This is a genomic window from Nocardia sp. CA-136227 (genome assembly GCF_050955695.1).
In the GTDB taxonomy this organism is placed as follows: Bacteria; Actinomycetota; Actinomycetes; order Mycobacteriales; family Mycobacteriaceae; genus Nocardia.
This window is the reverse complement of the sequence record NZ_CP192081.1, coordinates 6,025,752-6,039,607: the sequence shown is the minus strand read 5'-3', so window position 1 is coordinate 6,039,607 and position 13,856 is coordinate 6,025,752. Positions and strand designations below refer to the sequence as shown.

Annotated in this window: 19 protein-coding genes; 7 read left to right on the top strand and 12 right to left on the bottom strand. The window is 64.6% G+C overall.

The annotated features are described in order from the left end of the window. Positions 1 to 48 precede the first annotated feature (48 nt). The gene (locus ACQP06_RS28020; RefSeq protein WP_433667536.1) at positions 49 to 732 is read left to right on the top strand and encodes a GntR family transcriptional regulator; all 684 of its coding nucleotides are present in this window, start codon (positions 49 to 51) and stop codon (positions 730 to 732) included. Between the two features lie 99 nt (positions 733 to 831). On the opposite strand, the gene ACQP06_RS28015 is transcribed toward ACQP06_RS28020, so the two are convergent. Together ACQP06_RS28015 and ACQP06_RS28010 are read right to left on the bottom strand one after the other, a co-directional pair. Continuing rightward, positions 832 to 1,329 carry a hypothetical protein gene (locus ACQP06_RS28015; RefSeq protein ID WP_433667534.1) on the bottom strand — a complete coding sequence of 166 codons (498 nt, stop codon included), beginning with the start codon at positions 1,327 to 1,329 and terminating at the stop codon, positions 832 to 834. 70 nt (positions 1,330 to 1,399) lie between these two features. Further along, the gene (locus tag ACQP06_RS28010) at positions 1,400 to 1,996 is read right to left on the bottom strand and encodes a hypothetical protein (protein WP_433667532.1); all 597 of its coding nucleotides are present in this window, start codon (positions 1,994 to 1,996) and stop codon (positions 1,400 to 1,402) included. A gap of 534 nt (positions 1,997 to 2,530) precedes the next feature. Between ACQP06_RS28010 and ACQP06_RS28005 the strand changes: the two genes are divergently transcribed. Continuing rightward, positions 2,531 to 2,734, top strand: coding sequence for a cold-shock protein (locus ACQP06_RS28005; protein WP_433667531.1), 204 nt, complete (start codon positions 2,531 to 2,533; stop codon positions 2,732 to 2,734). Between the two features lie 165 nt (positions 2,735 to 2,899). Here ACQP06_RS28005 and ACQP06_RS28000 read toward each other — a convergent pair whose 3' ends face one another. From ACQP06_RS28000 to ACQP06_RS27985, 4 genes are all read right to left on the bottom strand, one after another. Continuing rightward, on the bottom strand, positions 2,900 to 3,847 hold the full coding sequence (locus ACQP06_RS28000) for a hypothetical protein (RefSeq protein ID WP_433667530.1): 948 nt from the start codon (positions 3,845 to 3,847) through the stop codon (positions 2,900 to 2,902). Positions 3,848 to 4,237: 390 nt separating this feature from the next. After that, positions 4,238 to 5,362, bottom strand: coding sequence for a hypothetical protein (locus ACQP06_RS27995; RefSeq protein WP_433667529.1), 1,125 nt, complete (start codon positions 5,360 to 5,362; stop codon positions 4,238 to 4,240). Between the two features lie 267 nt (positions 5,363 to 5,629). After that, positions 5,630 to 6,301 carry a TetR family transcriptional regulator gene (locus ACQP06_RS27990; RefSeq protein ID WP_433667527.1) on the bottom strand — a complete coding sequence of 224 codons (672 nt, stop codon included), beginning with the start codon at positions 6,299 to 6,301 and terminating at the stop codon, positions 5,630 to 5,632. Positions 6,302 to 6,306: 5 nt separating this feature from the next. After that, entirely contained in the window at positions 6,307 to 6,705 is a 399-nt protein-coding gene (locus ACQP06_RS27985) for a hypothetical protein (RefSeq protein WP_433667525.1), read from the bottom strand. A 103-nt stretch (positions 6,706 to 6,808) separates the two neighbouring features. Here ACQP06_RS27985 and ACQP06_RS27980 point away from each other — a divergent pair, with 103 nt between their 5' ends. Beyond that, complete coding sequence (locus tag ACQP06_RS27980) at positions 6,809 to 6,988, top strand: hypothetical protein (protein WP_433667524.1); 180 nt, start codon at positions 6,809 to 6,811, stop codon at positions 6,986 to 6,988. Between the two features lie 8 nt (positions 6,989 to 6,996). Next, complete coding sequence (locus tag ACQP06_RS27975) at positions 6,997 to 7,263, top strand: hypothetical protein (protein WP_433667522.1); 267 nt, start codon at positions 6,997 to 6,999, stop codon at positions 7,261 to 7,263. Positions 7,264 to 7,281: 18 nt separating this feature from the next. Here ACQP06_RS27975 and ACQP06_RS27970 read toward each other — a convergent pair whose 3' ends face one another. Genes ACQP06_RS27970 through ACQP06_RS27955 form a run of 4 tightly spaced genes read right to left on the bottom strand, consistent with a single transcriptional unit; the run spans position 7,282 to position 9,248 of the window. Next, positions 7,282 to 7,617, bottom strand: a complete 336-nt coding sequence (locus tag ACQP06_RS27970) for a DUF4265 domain-containing protein (RefSeq protein ID WP_433667520.1) — start codon at positions 7,615 to 7,617, stop codon at positions 7,282 to 7,284. 29 nt (positions 7,618 to 7,646) lie between these two features. Beyond that, positions 7,647 to 8,108 carry a hypothetical protein gene (locus ACQP06_RS27965; protein ID WP_433667519.1) on the bottom strand — a complete coding sequence of 154 codons (462 nt, stop codon included), beginning with the start codon at positions 8,106 to 8,108 and terminating at the stop codon, positions 7,647 to 7,649. Between the two features lie 50 nt (positions 8,109 to 8,158). Next, positions 8,159 to 8,365, bottom strand: coding sequence for a DUF397 domain-containing protein (locus ACQP06_RS27960; protein WP_433667517.1), 207 nt, complete (start codon positions 8,363 to 8,365; stop codon positions 8,159 to 8,161). Beyond that, positions 8,358 to 9,248, bottom strand: a complete 891-nt coding sequence (locus ACQP06_RS27955; RefSeq protein ID WP_433667515.1) for a helix-turn-helix domain-containing protein — start codon at positions 9,246 to 9,248, stop codon at positions 8,358 to 8,360. The genes ACQP06_RS27960 and ACQP06_RS27955 overlap by 8 nt, the downstream gene beginning before the upstream one ends. Before the next feature lie 193 nt (positions 9,249 to 9,441). On the opposite strand from ACQP06_RS27955, the gene ACQP06_RS27950 reads away from it, so the two are divergent. Next, complete coding sequence (locus ACQP06_RS27950) at positions 9,442 to 9,861, top strand: MarR family transcriptional regulator (RefSeq protein WP_433667513.1); 420 nt, start codon at positions 9,442 to 9,444, stop codon at positions 9,859 to 9,861. 24 nt (positions 9,862 to 9,885) lie between these two features. Here the strand turns inward: ACQP06_RS27950 and ACQP06_RS27945 are convergent, their stop codons facing one another. Next, positions 9,886 to 10,470, bottom strand: coding sequence for an esterase/lipase family protein (locus ACQP06_RS27945; RefSeq protein ID WP_433667511.1), 585 nt, complete (start codon positions 10,468 to 10,470; stop codon positions 9,886 to 9,888). Positions 10,471 to 10,912: 442 nt separating this feature from the next. On the opposite strand from ACQP06_RS27945, the gene ACQP06_RS27940 reads away from it, so the two are divergent. Further along, positions 10,913 to 11,791 carry a DMT family transporter gene (locus tag ACQP06_RS27940; protein ID WP_433667509.1) on the top strand — a complete coding sequence of 293 codons (879 nt, stop codon included), beginning with the start codon at positions 10,913 to 10,915 and terminating at the stop codon, positions 11,789 to 11,791. Here ACQP06_RS27940 and ACQP06_RS27935 read toward each other — a convergent pair. Next, the gene (locus ACQP06_RS27935; RefSeq protein WP_433667507.1) at positions 11,788 to 12,948 is read right to left on the bottom strand and encodes an AI-2E family transporter; all 1,161 of its coding nucleotides are present in this window, start codon (positions 12,946 to 12,948) and stop codon (positions 11,788 to 11,790) included. The genes ACQP06_RS27940 and ACQP06_RS27935 overlap by 4 nt on opposite strands. Before the next feature lie 195 nt (positions 12,949 to 13,143). Here ACQP06_RS27935 and ACQP06_RS27930 point away from each other — a divergent pair, with 195 nt between their 5' ends. Beyond that, a complete protein-coding gene (locus ACQP06_RS27930; RefSeq protein ID WP_433667505.1) occupies positions 13,144 to 13,803 on the top strand; it encodes a phosphate signaling complex PhoU family protein in 660 nt (219 codons plus the stop codon). The last annotated feature ends 53 nt before the right edge of the window (positions 13,804 to 13,856 follow it).

Genomic DNA, 13,856 nt, shown 5'->3' with positions numbered 1-13,856 from the left:
CGATAACAGAAATAATCGATGATTTGTCAAATCGTCTATGATCAAGTGATGACTCGGACAATCCCCAGCCCAACCCAGCCGGCGAAGCAGATGCTTTCCGAGCAGGTCTACGCACAACTGCGGAACGCGATCATGCGCGGCGAGTACGCGCCCAGTGACGCGCTCAAACCGCAGGATCTAGCCAAGCGACACGGTGTGAGCCTGGCTGTGGTGCGCGAGGCGCTGGTGCGGCTGGTTGGCGAGGGCCTGGCCGAACGGCTGACCAATCGCGGCTTCGCCGTACCAGCTCTTTCCGCTCACCGCTGGCAACAGATCGGGGAGGCCCGCCGGACCATCGAGCCAGTCCTGCTACGCATGTCGATCGAACGTGGTGACGTCAACTGGGAAGGAGACGTACGGGCTGCCCACCACCGCTTGGCGCGCACGCCGGTATTCACCCCGCAGAACGGCGAGTACTACAGCGAAGAATGGGCCGAGGCCCATCGGGCATTCCATCGCACGCTCTTGGAAGGGTGCGGCAATGCGGTGTTGCTGGAAACCTTCGACCGGCTGTGGGTCGCGAGCGAGCTGGCCCGCCGCTTGTCAGCACACCGTGACCCTGAGCGCGACGGCATTGACGAGCATCGCCGATTGGAGGAGGCGGCGCTGGCACGTGACACCGACACCGCCGCCGACATACTGACTCAACACCTCACCCTGACAACGGCCGCACTGACAGAGCAAGAAGGCTGACTCGTCCGACGAACAGACTCAATTCGGCATGTGCGGATGTTTGAGGCGTCATGTAGCCGATGCCATGGACGCGGTGGCCGTGTTCTTCCCCGAGGTCGGTCACGTCGCAGCGGCAGGCTTCGCTGATCCGCAAGCCGGGCAGTCCGAGCATGGCGACCAGCGCGAAGTCCGGCGGGTTGTCCGAGTCGCGGGCCGCGCGCACAGCAGCGCCTCGAACTGCAGATGCGAAAGCCCAAGCGTCGGTGACTCGTTCGATACCCGCGGTCGGCGCACGTACTGCGCCGGCGAGCGGTCCAGGACTCCGTCGATGACGCAGGTGCGGTAGAAGCCCGCGACCACTGCCAGGCGACGGGCGATGGTCGCGGGTTTGAAGCGGCGGACTTCCTGCATCCACCGCATGTACCGTTCGATCTCGGTTCGCGCGACCGCGAGCGGGGTCAGTTGGTGGTCGGTACACCACTGGAAGTACAGGCGTAGATCGGATTTGGTGTGGATCCGCGATACCGCGGAGAAGCGGGCGAGGTAAGCCAGGGCGGCCAGCCGGAGCACGAGGTCGTCACCGGCGAAGGTGACATCGAGGTCGGAGGAGGGAGCCATCCTTCACGATGCCGCGGTCCCGGCGAACCGCCCGAGCAGACGCGCGGGACGCGGCATGAGGGGATGTGCGTCACGACGTCAGGTAGAACAAACCCCAGCCTCGGGACTCGGCCTCATGAAGCACGGCGCCCCAATCCTGCAGCAACGCAAGCACATGCTTGACATCACCGAACCAGCGATCTTCGGTGAGCTGGGCGGCGATGGCTGGCCCCAGCACACCCATCCGATCCGAGCACTCGCGCCACAGCCGGGCGAGTCTGCGGACTTCGCTCGGTGGAAAACAGTTCATCAGCTCGGCCTGCGGGGGCAACAGCTCCGATAGATCGACTCGTGCAGGAGGTTCGTCGAGCAGCAGTCGACCGATGAACTGATCGAACATGGCCACGACATCGGCTGGCGCGTTGGGCCGTTCACGCGTGTGTTCCCATAGTTCGCCCAGGAAGAAGTGGGGTTTGTACGAGCCTGTCGAGCCCAATCCACGGAATGTGCATTCGGCGTACCAGGGGTCAACGATCAGCGGCCACCGCAGTCGAACATCGTCGGGTTCGTTGTCGTCCCCGTCAGGCAGAAGGTTGAACAGGCGCCAGATACCTTGGATACCGGACACATTCAAGGTCTCGGCTACACGATCCCAGTGCGCGATGGCTGGATAGATATCGACACCCACACCCTGATCCTGTCCTGGATCGGTACCCCTGCCAAATGTACGCCTTCGGGAATTTCCTGCGAGCACGTCGCCGATGCCGGTCTCTAACGCACGCCATTCGGCAGTAGCGGACGTTCCGCAGGCATCGGATCGGCTCTGCCGGTTGATCTTCCGCTACGCGCGCTGGCCGGTTCGGTCAGCGGGGTAGGCGGCATGTCAGTGCGCCGCAGCCGGACGACGGTAGACGCGGAGCGGTTCGGCGAGCAAGGAATATCGCGGCTGTGAACCGCACAGCATTCGGCATTATGGTGCGATCGATGGACACGCGGCAGCGCCCGCCTTGCCTGATCAGGCTGCGTCGCGGAGAGTGCGCCGCCTGCCCTGACGCAGGGCCAACACATCCCCTGCTCATGGAGCGGCTTCTCCACAGCCGGCACGCCCGCGGATTCCCTCCAAGCCGTGAGGTCGGTGATAGCGTGTCGCTACCGCACTGACCAGCGAAGACCGCTCGAACCTGAGCCCCTTCGAGCGAATTCGACGACCAAGGAGGGCAGTATGGCCACCGGCACCGTGATCTTCTTCAACGCCGACAGGGGATTCGGAATGCTCTCGCAAGACGGAGGGGGCCCCGACGTCTACGTGCACTTCTCTGCCATCCTTGGGTTGGACCCCCGCCCGATCGAGGTTGGCCAGGCAGTGACCTTCGATGTGGTCCAGGGGCCGAAAGGTCCGCAAGCCGAGAACGTCATTCGTCGGTGAGGATTCTTGATTGGTCGAGCGCCCTGGAATCGGCAGTAGCGGATGTCTTTGGGTCGCAGTCGGTCTCGCTGCGGGCCACACGCGCTGGCAGATCCTGTCAGCGCGGTACGCGGCATGTGCGGACATCCAGATCAGCGCCGCCTATCAAACACCCCTGCCAGCGCGTTACTCGCTACGAGATACCGTGCCCCGAATCTGAGGCGTGTCCGTTCTGCCGTAGTCGTCATAGATGTAGGTCGCCGAAACCACCCGGCTACTGCCGGTCTCACACTTCGGATCGCGTATGCGAGTAAACGCGAACCGGTTGCCTGTACCATCCCGAGACAGCAGCAACTCGGTTGCTGGCCGACCCGACCGAAATGGCAGCTCGTCTCGGAACGAGATCGCGGTCGGCGGGGTGGTTTCGACGCTGCCTATGCCGTTCCGCAGTGTGACCACGACCCCGAACCGAATGTCGGGCATATCCTTCGGCGGATACGACTGTGTCGTCGCGTCGCCCTTGTAGACGGTCGCCCGTCCCTCGTCGGTCCAGTCCGACAAGTTCCTCCCGCAATTGGGATCGGTGACGAGCCCAGCCAGGACACCGGCCGGAGTGCCGGTGCCCGCGATCAGCGGCGGAATCGTAACCGCCGCACCGACGATAATGGCAACCACCAGCACTGCTCCGCCTCGCATCGAGGCGGCGCGCGTCCGACCGGATCGGTTGCTATACAAGTGCAAGAAAGCTGCGGCGAACGCTGCGGCAAGTGCGAAGCACGCCGCGACGAGGCTGATGTCGAGGTGTCCGGGTAACTCCGGCCTGTAGTCGGACAGGTACAGCTCGGTTCCCACCCACTGGGCGAACAAACTGGCAACTATCCCACCCGCGATGGTGCCGCCAGGCGCGAACCGGTATGGCATCAGCCCGAAAATGGCAGTGACGGCCAACAGCGGGCTGATCACAAGCAGGAACGGCCCATAGACCATGAGGCTGGCCGCGAAGCGGCCGCCCGCTTCGAGATCGAACCGTGGATCGGCTGCCGGCTCCGAGTACAGTCCGAACGCGATCGCCGCCCATGCCACAGCCAGCGCGCCGACGGCAACGCCCTGCAATATGTCCGCGAGAAGGTCCAAGCGATTCCACGGTGTATCACGAGTAGACACGCGGTCACCGTATCGACCAGTTGTGTCCGATCCGTCGACCAAGTGTGGAGAGATCGTGTCGGTCAGGTAGAGAATCCAAAGTCGCAGAGCCCCAACCCATTCAGAGGGGTGCCGCGAGCGCAGCAGGATCGGCGCCAACATCGATGGGCGACTGCGGAACAGGCTTCGACGTATGGCCGTGACCTTGATGCACGTCCGCGTCTAACGCTGGAGTCGTGCGGCATTCGGCGATAGCGGATGCTCTGCACCGCAACAGGGTCCGGCCGCCGCAGCTTCATCGGCGAATCCGACTGAAGCGCGGTATTGCCTCGCACCTGTTTGCAATGCTGGCGGCGGTGGCCGGTCCAGCGGATTCTGCGGTCACCTGGTTGCCGGTAGCGACCCTGCGAGCGCATGCACAACTCGGGTCAACTCGTCACACAGCGCGGTCTGTGTCCGGTCTTCGCTCAACCATGCCTCGAAGGTCAGTGTTCGCCCTCCCCTGTCGGGCTGATTGGCCTCGACCGGCAGTTCGAACATGAGGGCGCAGACGAGATTACTTTCGCGCCAACGCACTTGGACTCCGTGGCGGTCCCCGATGGTCACAGGCTTCGGCCCGACATAGGCCGAGTCTTCGTAGGCCGACCATTCGAAGGGGGCGACGCTGGAGGAGACCTGCAGGCGGTACCAGCCGCCACTCCACATGCACGCTGCTCTGGTACCGGAGTCGTCGGTACGACGTGCCGAACGCACGTCGAGTCCGGCGTCGGTGAGGCTGCCGTAGGAGATCTGGCAGGGATCCCATGCCGGTGCGGCAACCTTGGTCGTCGAGGGCGTGGGGGTGTGATGGATCAAGGAGGGTCTGGTCAGCATCGCTCTCGGCAGAGTCGACGGAGCTTGCCGGGCAATGGATTTCGCGATCGCTTCGGTGCCGGTGTGCAGGTCCGACCGCAACTCCGGTGAGTCGATGATCGGGTCCGTCTCGGGGACTCCGGACCAATCCTTGCCCCACGTGCCGACGGTGACGATGAGATTGTCGATGCTGAACTTCACGCTGACCTGGGGAGGTTTCCCTGCGCTCTCATCGACCCAGGTGATCGCGGCGTCCCCGACACCGTCGATGGGTGTGGGTTGCGGACGTCCCTGCACAGTCGATCCAGGCACGGAGTCCATCAGGCGTCGAGCAGTCCTGCTCGTGCCGAAGGTATCCAAAGACAGGTAGTAAGAAATCGAAACGTTGCGCCACATCGGTGTTCGGTACGCCGTGACGGGCTCACGCTGAATCGAGCTACCGAACTTCACGACACAGCCCAGATACTGACTGGCAGCCGTGGCATCTCGATCGGCGTCCGCCGATTCGACGAGGGAACCGTAGGCCTCGCCCGCGAACGTCTTCAGTTCTTGTTCGGCATGTTTCAACGCTTCCGAGCAGCGAGTGGGCAGCTCCGAGAACCCCACCGTGGACTGTTGCTTGGCGCCCGAAGAACAGCCGGTCACCCCGACCATCAGAAGTAGCGAAAGCAATACTGGCACAGCGCGACCGCGACGTATCCACATAATTGAAGGCCCTCCCCGGCTGAGCCGCCCCTGAGCGACAAGATGTCGAGTGTGTCTGGAGGCGAGGGGCCTGTCAAACCCGTTCGACCCCGGTCCTCGTCACGGCAGAGTGGTGTTGGCCCACCCTGTTTCAGTCGACGGCGGGAGGAATCGTCGGTGTCGGCCGGTAGCCGGGGCGGCGACTGCCGCGCTGCTTCGTGAGCGCGGTGCGCCTGATCAGTCGCTGAGTTCCTGGATGAGATCCAGGGCCGGGTAGAGGACGGGGCGCAGTGGGCGGAGTCTCGACAACGCCACGATGCGTTCGACGAGGGGGGCGGTGCGGCGGATCAGCAGTCGGGTGCGTTGCTGGTCGGGGCTGCGGTCGTGGACCCAGAACAGGACGATGCCCATGTGGGCCAGCCACAGCAGGTTCGGCAGCTCGGCCAGCAGGCGCTTGTCGCCCTTGACGTCCGTGCCGATGACCAGGTCGCCCATGATGGCGGTGGATGTCTGTCGGGCGGGCCGGCTTTCGTCGCTGAACGGGCTGAGCGGGCTGGTGGGTTCGGCGGCGATGGCGAAGAACTTGCCGCCGAATTCGTGGTAGGGCGCGGCTACGTCGACGAAGGCCGATTCCATCGCTTGCCATCGGTCGGCGAGGGAGTCGCTGCGGGGGGTCTGCTCGACCCGCTGCTGGTGGAGGGCCTGGATGTGCTGGTAGAACCCCTGGACCAGGTGCTCTTTGGATGCGAAGTAGTAGTAGGCGTTGCCGACGCTGACACCGGCTTCGCCCGCGATCGCGCGCATGGTGGTCTTCGTATAGCCGTTCTGCTCGAACAGGCGCAGGGCGGCGTCGATGATCTGCTGGCGAGTTTCCTCGCCGCGCGCGGTCGCGGGCTCGGGGCGGGGCATGGGGCTCAGGCTAGTTGGGCGGCGTCGAACGCAACCGGCGGGACACCGGCCTGCTGCTCCTTGTGCCGGCTGCGACGGATCTTGTTCAAGGCGATCAAGTTCGCGAAGTGCATGGCGCCGAGTACGAGCAGGACCCGGCCGAGTTTCATGGCGAGTTCCTCGATCGCGACGCGCGCGTCGTCGACCGGGACATCGATGCGCAAGGCCAGTGCCACGAATCCCGCGTTGACGAGCCAGAACCCGATGACCAGCAGATGATTCACGGCCTCGGCGAGGTCGGTGTCCCCATTCATGACATCCACCAGAAACCGGGCGCCGGTGCGATGCAGGACCCGTGCCACCCAGAAGGTGACCGCCAGACTGACGATCGTGTAGGTCGCGTATGTGATGACGACAAGGTTCATTTCCCCAGCTCCTCGCTGATTTGAACGTGTTCAACTTTGAGGCTAGGTCATTTATTGAACGTGTTCAAGAGTGAGTGTCGCGACAAGGACGTAGGGTGGGTCCGTGGAGTCGGACGGCAAGCTGGAGGACTTACGGTCAGTGCTCTCATGCGTTTTCGAGAAGCTCGGCGCCGAGAGCCTCACCGAGCCCGACCGGGTCGAGTTGGTGGCGCGCGCCGAGATCGTTCAGGACCAGATCGACGCGATCCAGGACGTCATCGACGACGAGGAGGGGCTGCGATGATCCCGTCCATGGATGAGTCCGTCGACCCGCGGATCAGGGATGCGGCCCTGCCGTTCCTTCAAGGACGGACCTCGGTCTTGGATTTCCGCGGCGACTTCCACGCTGCCGTGCAGGCCATCACGAAAGATCGCCCTCTGCGTGGACTCGAGATCGATCTGTTCGATGTGCTCGGGGAGTGGGAGGCGACGATCGTCGAACGTCGTCCGGATGTCGTCGATCGGATGCGCCGCATCGCGAGGGACGCGGCGGCAAGTCAGCACGAGGTTGAGCCGTAAGCGGAATTGCCCACGTGGTCAGGCGTTCCACCATTCGGCAGTGCCGCAGCCGACTTCGAAGAACCACCATCCCTCTTCCACACCTCGGGTCAACAGCGTCTTGATCCCGGCAAAGTCGGCGGAGGAACTGACACGCCCGACGGCCCAGTGGAGCCCGTCCGAGTTCGTCACGAATCGCACGACGTCACCCTCCGCCACACCGTCCTGCAGGAAGGGGACATTCTGCACGAGGGCCGTATCCTCGCCGACCCGTATCGTCCACAGGCCCTCGGTGTCCTGCGGGAGCCATCCCTCACGAGGCGTGAATCGGAACCAGACCTTGATCTTGTCGACAGCACTGTCCATGAAGGTCATTACGACATCCCACACCCGGACGTGGGGGTCTACTCGGCTTCTGTGTATCGCTGGAGTGCCCGTGAATACTGCGCCATGGAGTACTCCAAGTCGGTTCGTCCGAGGTCATCCGCGGCGAGTAGTGGCAGCTGTTGGGCGGCGAACTCGGTGACGGCTTGCCAGACAGCGTCCAGGACCTGCCTGGCGTCCGTGTCGGTGATCTCGATGCGGCGAGCGCGAACGCGCATCCTCCGTTTCATGAGTGAGAAGTTGAGCCGGAATCCCGAGGATATTCCCAGGTAGTCGAATCCGCCACGTCTCCGGTCGATCAGCGAGCTCAGCTCGTCGAGCAACATCGAGACAGATAGGAAGATCATCATGGACCCGGCGCCCTCGTCTCTGGACGAGGCATCACCCAGATCACCGACGACGTCCATGTCGCCGAAATCGAACCCGGTCGGCCCCAGTTCGTCGGGATCGTCTTCGTGGCGCGAGAACTCGAAGATGATCATTGAGCCCCTTACAAGTGGTGACCGGCCTGTTGGCCTGAGTCGGCGGCGGCTTACGGGTGGTCGAACTCGCCGTCTTTGACTCCCAGGGTGAAGGCATCCCATTGCCTCGGGCTGAAGGTCAGGGCAGGGCCGGTGGGGTTTTTGGAGTCGCGGACGCCGATGTTGCCGGAGTGGAGGAAGGCGACTTCGACGCATTCGCCCTGGGGCTGGCTGTAGCTGCTCTTGAACCAGTTCGGCACGGGTAGTTCACTATTCACGCTCGTACTCCTTTGCCAATCGCGTCACCAGGATCTGGCTTGCTTTGGCGTCGAGGCTTGCTTGGGTGATGGTGCTGTAGGCGCGTTCGTGGAACTCCACGTCGTCGGGCTTGCGGAGGTAGATCCCGCCGACCACATTCTCGAGGAATACCGTGCGCGGCTCAACGGGGGAGCCGTCGGTGGTCGTGCCGAAGTCGAGGATCACGAAGGGTGGCATGCTCGCGCCGCAGGGAAATCCCGCCTCGAAAGGGAGGATTCGCAGATTGATGTTGGGATGGAGTGCGCACATCTCGGTCAGGTGCCGAAGCTGAGCAGCCATGATCGCGGGGCTGCCGACTCGGTGGTGCAGTGCGGCTTGGCCGATGACGACGTCCATCGCGACAGGATCGGGGCGGGTCAGAATCGCCTTGCGGTGTGTCTTGATCTCGACGCGGCGTTCCCACTCGTCCGGCCCGGCGTTCGGTAGCGCCCGCTGGATGAGAGCCAGGACGTAGCTGGGAGTTTGGAGTAGGCCGGGGATCAGGTTGGGTTGGTGCGAGCTGATCGCCTCGGCCGCGGTTTCCTGCGCGACATAGACGTCGAACCCTTCAGGAATCAGGTCGCCGTACGCGTGCCACCACCAGTCCTTCTGGGCGGCCTGCATGGCGAGTCCGACCGCACCGTCGATGAGGTCGTCGTGAAGACCGTAGAGTTCGCAAATCGCCCTGACATCACGGGGATTCGGCTTTGCCTTCATCCCCTTCTCCAGTCGATACAGGGCGGTCTGACTCATTCCGGGCACCTTCGCAGCGGCCTTCTCCAGGCTGTAGCCGGCGTCCTCGCGCCATTGTCTGAGCCGTCGCCCGAGTTGATGGAGTGGCAGCGTCTGGCCCACGCTCGGCATGGTGCTTCCTTCCGTTTCGAAAGGGCGCTTGCTTCGTTCTGGAACGATGGTCGCACGTAAAACGGGAGGTGTCATGGGGTTTCGGAAGTTTCAGTTCGCATCTTCCGAAATGCCGTGACTCTCCGTCGCCCGCGTCTCAAGCTTTGAGCACCGATCCGGAAACCTCTGGAGGTGTCGTAATGCATTGGGACATATGGGCGTTGTTGTCGATCCTCGGGCTCTGCCTCGGCGTCATCGCGTGGGCGGTCTGGGGCTTCTATCGCGATATTCATCCGGGTGGTGGTGCCCGGTTTCTTCGGGTCGCGCTGCTCGGAGGTGGAGGACACCTCGAGCTCCCGGCCAGGGGGCAGGCCGGATGGTGGCATCAGGGGAGGCATCGGGCGGCATGACTAGTGCGGAGTTCGCTGTGTTGAGGGTTTTGAGCGGAGCTGAGGGGCGGATGTCGGCTGTGGAGATTCAGCGGGCGGCGGCCCTGACCGGGTGGAGTACGCGGAATGCGCTGGCGCAGTTGGTGGCTCGCGGACTTGTCGTGCGTGGCGGTCGCCACGGTGTTTGGCTGATCAGTGAGCGTGGTCGGCTGGCGGTGGCTATCAAGCGGAGGCAGTTCGGGTGAATGTTCAGTGGGGAGAGGATTCGGCTACTCGGCGAGGAGCTGTTTGATCACCCATTGCGCCGCTTCGGGTTGCATGGGGAGGGTGGCGTGGCTGGACAGGCCCGCTTGGGGGTACAGGTCTTCGAAGTAGTCGTTTTCGACGCGGGGGTCGTTGATGAAGGAGGCTGGGCCGGGTGGGGTGAGGACCTGGTCGCCGTGGGTGGCGAGGACCGCGTAGATGACGCCGGGGACGGTTACTCCGTCGGCGAGGAGGGCTTGGGTGACTTGGGATCCGGCGAGGCAGTCGAGGGCGCCGGGGAGGTCGAGGGCGCCGATCGGGGTGGCGGCGGTTGTGCCTGTGGTGACCGGTGCGAGATACGTTGCGCGGTCGACGTGGGGGCCGCCATGGAGGAATTTCAGGTAGTAGTTCGCTACCAGGGCGCCCGAGGAATGGGCAACGATGTCGACGTGGGTCGCTCCGGTGGTGGCGAGCAGTTTCGTGACGAACGACTCCAGTTGGCTTGCTGACTCCGCTACGGGTGCCGCTGCCTGGATCGGGCCGATGATGCCGTAGCCGAAGATGAAGGGGCATCCGCCGAGATCTCTTATGCCGGTGGTGATTCCGGACATTTGCGTTTCCAGTGTGCCGCCGATGTCTCCTACTGCCCCGAATCCGCCCAGCACCACAACGGGATTCGGTTGTTCCGGTGATGGAACACAGTCCAGTGCTGGTTCGAGTGTGGTCGAGGTCCGGGCGGCTCCGAGGCGATGTCGCGGCTCGGCGAGTTGCCCTGTCCCGCTGTGCTGGGCCGGCCCGGACATGATCACGTCGATCGGTGCGGGTCCGGGCGATGCCCCGGCGGGCGCGGCGCTCAGGCCGATCGCGGCCGCCGTGACCGCGACGGCGCCGACTCGAATCCACGTCTGTCTCGCTCTCGGCGCCCCGTTCGCCCTCGGCGCTGCCGGTCTCGCATTCCTCACCGAAATACTTCGGCGGGCGGCCGCGTTCGGACGACTGGTTCAGCGTGTCGGCGGCGTGCCCTACGCTCCCGGGGATCGGAAGGAGTGTGCGGTGAGCAAGCGCGGATGGCTGTTGTTCCTGGGTATGGGCGTTATCTGGGGCGTGCCGTACGCGATGATCCGGGTGGCGGTGGGGGAGTTCGATCCGGTGTTCGTGGCGTTCGGGCGGACCCTGCTGGGTGCGCTGGTGCTGCTGCCGGTCGCGCTGTTCACGAAGGTGCTGTGGCCCGTGTTGCGGGAGTGGCGGTGGGTGCTGGTCTACACGCTGGTGGAGATCACCGGGCCGTGGTTGCTCATCGGGCACGCGGAGACCCGGCTCACCAGTTCGACGGTGGGGCTGCTCATCGCCGCGGTCCCGTTGATCGCGATCGTGATCACCACCCGCCTCGGGCACGAGGGTCTCGATCCGCGCCGGATCCTCGGCCTGGTGATCGGCTTCGCGGGTGTGACCGCACTGGTCGGTCTGGATATCGATATGTCGAATCTGGGCGCGCTGGTCGCCATCGGGGTGAGCGTGATCGGCTACGCCCTGGGCCCGATCATCATCGACCGCAAGCTGAAAGAGCTGCCGCCGATCGGCGTGGTCACCGCGTCGCTGGTCTTCGCGGCCACCCTGTACCTGCCGTTCACGCTGTGGCGCATGCCGTCCCATTTCCCGGCCGGCGCGACCTGGTCGGTGGTCGGGCTGGGACTGCTGTGCACCGCGCTGGCGTTCGTGGTCTTCTTCGCCCTCATCGGCGAGGTCGGCCCGTCCCGCGCGACCGTCATCACCTACATCAATCCGGCCGTGGCCCTGCTGATCGGCGTCTCGCTGCTGAACGAGCCGCTGACCGCTGGCATGGCGATCGGCTTCCCACTGGTGATCCTGGGCTCGATCCTGGGCACCGCGCGGGCCAAGCGGCCCGAGGACGCCGTCCCGGTCCGCGCCTAGTCCTCGGACTCCTCGGAGTCCTTCGCCGCGGCCTCGTCCAGCTTGCGCTGCTTGCGCGCCCCGCCCTTCCGCTCGATCCGCGGATCCTCGCTGACCTCGTACCGCTTCACGTACTCCCCGAGGAACGCCTGCAAGGTGGCGGTCGCCGGAATGGCCAGCAGCGCGCCCACCGCCCCCAGCAGCGCCCCGCCCATGATCACCGACAGCAGCGCCACCGCCGGATTCACGTCCACCGTCCGCGCGGTGATCCGCGGCTGCAGCACATAGTCCTGAATCCACTGGTAGACCACCACGAACAGCAGAATCCACACCGCGTCGAGCGGTCTGATGGTGAGCGCCACCAGGATCGGCAGCACGCCCGCGATATAGGTGCCGATGGTCGGCACGAACGAGGCCACCACACCGAACCAGATGCCCAGAGCCAGCGCGTTCGGTATGCCGAGCAGCGCCAGGAACGCCCCGTGCGCGACCGCCGAGATGACCGCCAGCAACGCCCGCGAATACAAGTACCCACCGGTCTTGTCGATGGCCAGGTCCCAGGCATGCAGCACCGCACCCTGTTTCGCGGGCGGCAGCAGCGAGCACACCGAGCGCCGCAGCTTGGGCCCGTCAGCGGTCATGTACACGCTGAACAGTGCGATGGTGATGAACTGCGCCAGCCCGCCCAGCACCGTGCTCGACAGCCCCCACACATTGTTCGCCGCCCGCTCGGCATAGGAACTGATGATGTCCGAGTCCTTGAACAGCCGATCGCGCAACTGATCCAAGGTGAAATTCTGGTGGAATACGCGATTGACCCAATCCACCAATTCGCCGACCAGTCGCGGCAGTTCGCTCACCACATGGGAGACGGTCTCGACCAGGAGCACGCCCAGCGTCGCGAGGAATCCCGCGGTGCACGCGAACACGATGATGAACACCAGCCCGGTGGCCAGCCCGCGATTCACGCCGCGCCCGGCGAGCCCGTCCACCGCCGGCTCCATGGCGAGCGACACGAAGAACGCCACCGTCATCATGATCGCGATCCCGATGAGCTGGTGGGCCGCCCAATTGGCGAGTTCGAACAGTCCGAGCAGGGCCAGTGCGAGCACCATGGCGCGGGGGAGCCACGCGGGCATGGCGGTCCGCTGCGGCGAGTCTGGGTTGTCGGCGGCCACGGGGCCAGTCTCGGTTACCGGCGGGTCTTTCCGGTTACGACCCACCGAAGCAGATCAAATCGAACAACGGGTGGCCAAATCAGACAAATCTGGACGGTCTGTTTACTTCTGGTGAACGGAAACGAGACCCATTCGGAGAGAAAGGTTTTCCCGCGATAGTGTGCAGGCATGCGGGAGGGCGGCCAAGATATGCGAGTGCGCACGAAATTCTCCAGCGAACTGATGGCGCTGACCGAGGAGCTCGCGCATATGGCGCAGCTGACACAGGAGGCCTCCGAGCGGGCCACGACAGCGCTCCTCGGCGCCGACCTGACGGCCGCGTACGAGGTGTTCGCGCTCGAGGAACAAGTGGAGATCGAGCACGCCAAATGCGAGGACCGGTCGGTCATCCTGCTGGCCCTGGAAGCCCCGGTGGCGCGTGACCTGCGCCAGGTCATCACCGCCATGCAGATCGCCGACGACCTGCTGGCCGTGAGCCGATCGCTGAGCCGCGTCGCCGACGTAGTGGTGCGCCGCTACCCGAACCCGGTGGCCCCCGAGCAGGTCCTGGACCTACTGGTGGAAATGTCCGGCGCGGTCACGCATCTCGCCGCCAGCTCGGTGAGAGTCATTGCGGCGCAGAACCCGCCGCGCGACCGGGTGCTGATCCCGCGCGACGAGAACCTGGAGCGCCTGCGCGGCCGCCTGGTTGAGCTCGCGGCCGACGACGGCTGGGCGCACGGCTCGGCCATGGCCATCGACATCGCCCTGCTGGCCCACCACTTCGAGCGCGCGGCCGACCACTGCGTGCGCATCGGCCGTCTCATTCGCTTCTTCCACACCGGCATTCCGCTCTATGCGCAAACGGAGGCGTAACCACCACCTCCTGTGAGGGGCCCCGATCGGCGGGAGTAAGCTGCCCGAATTGC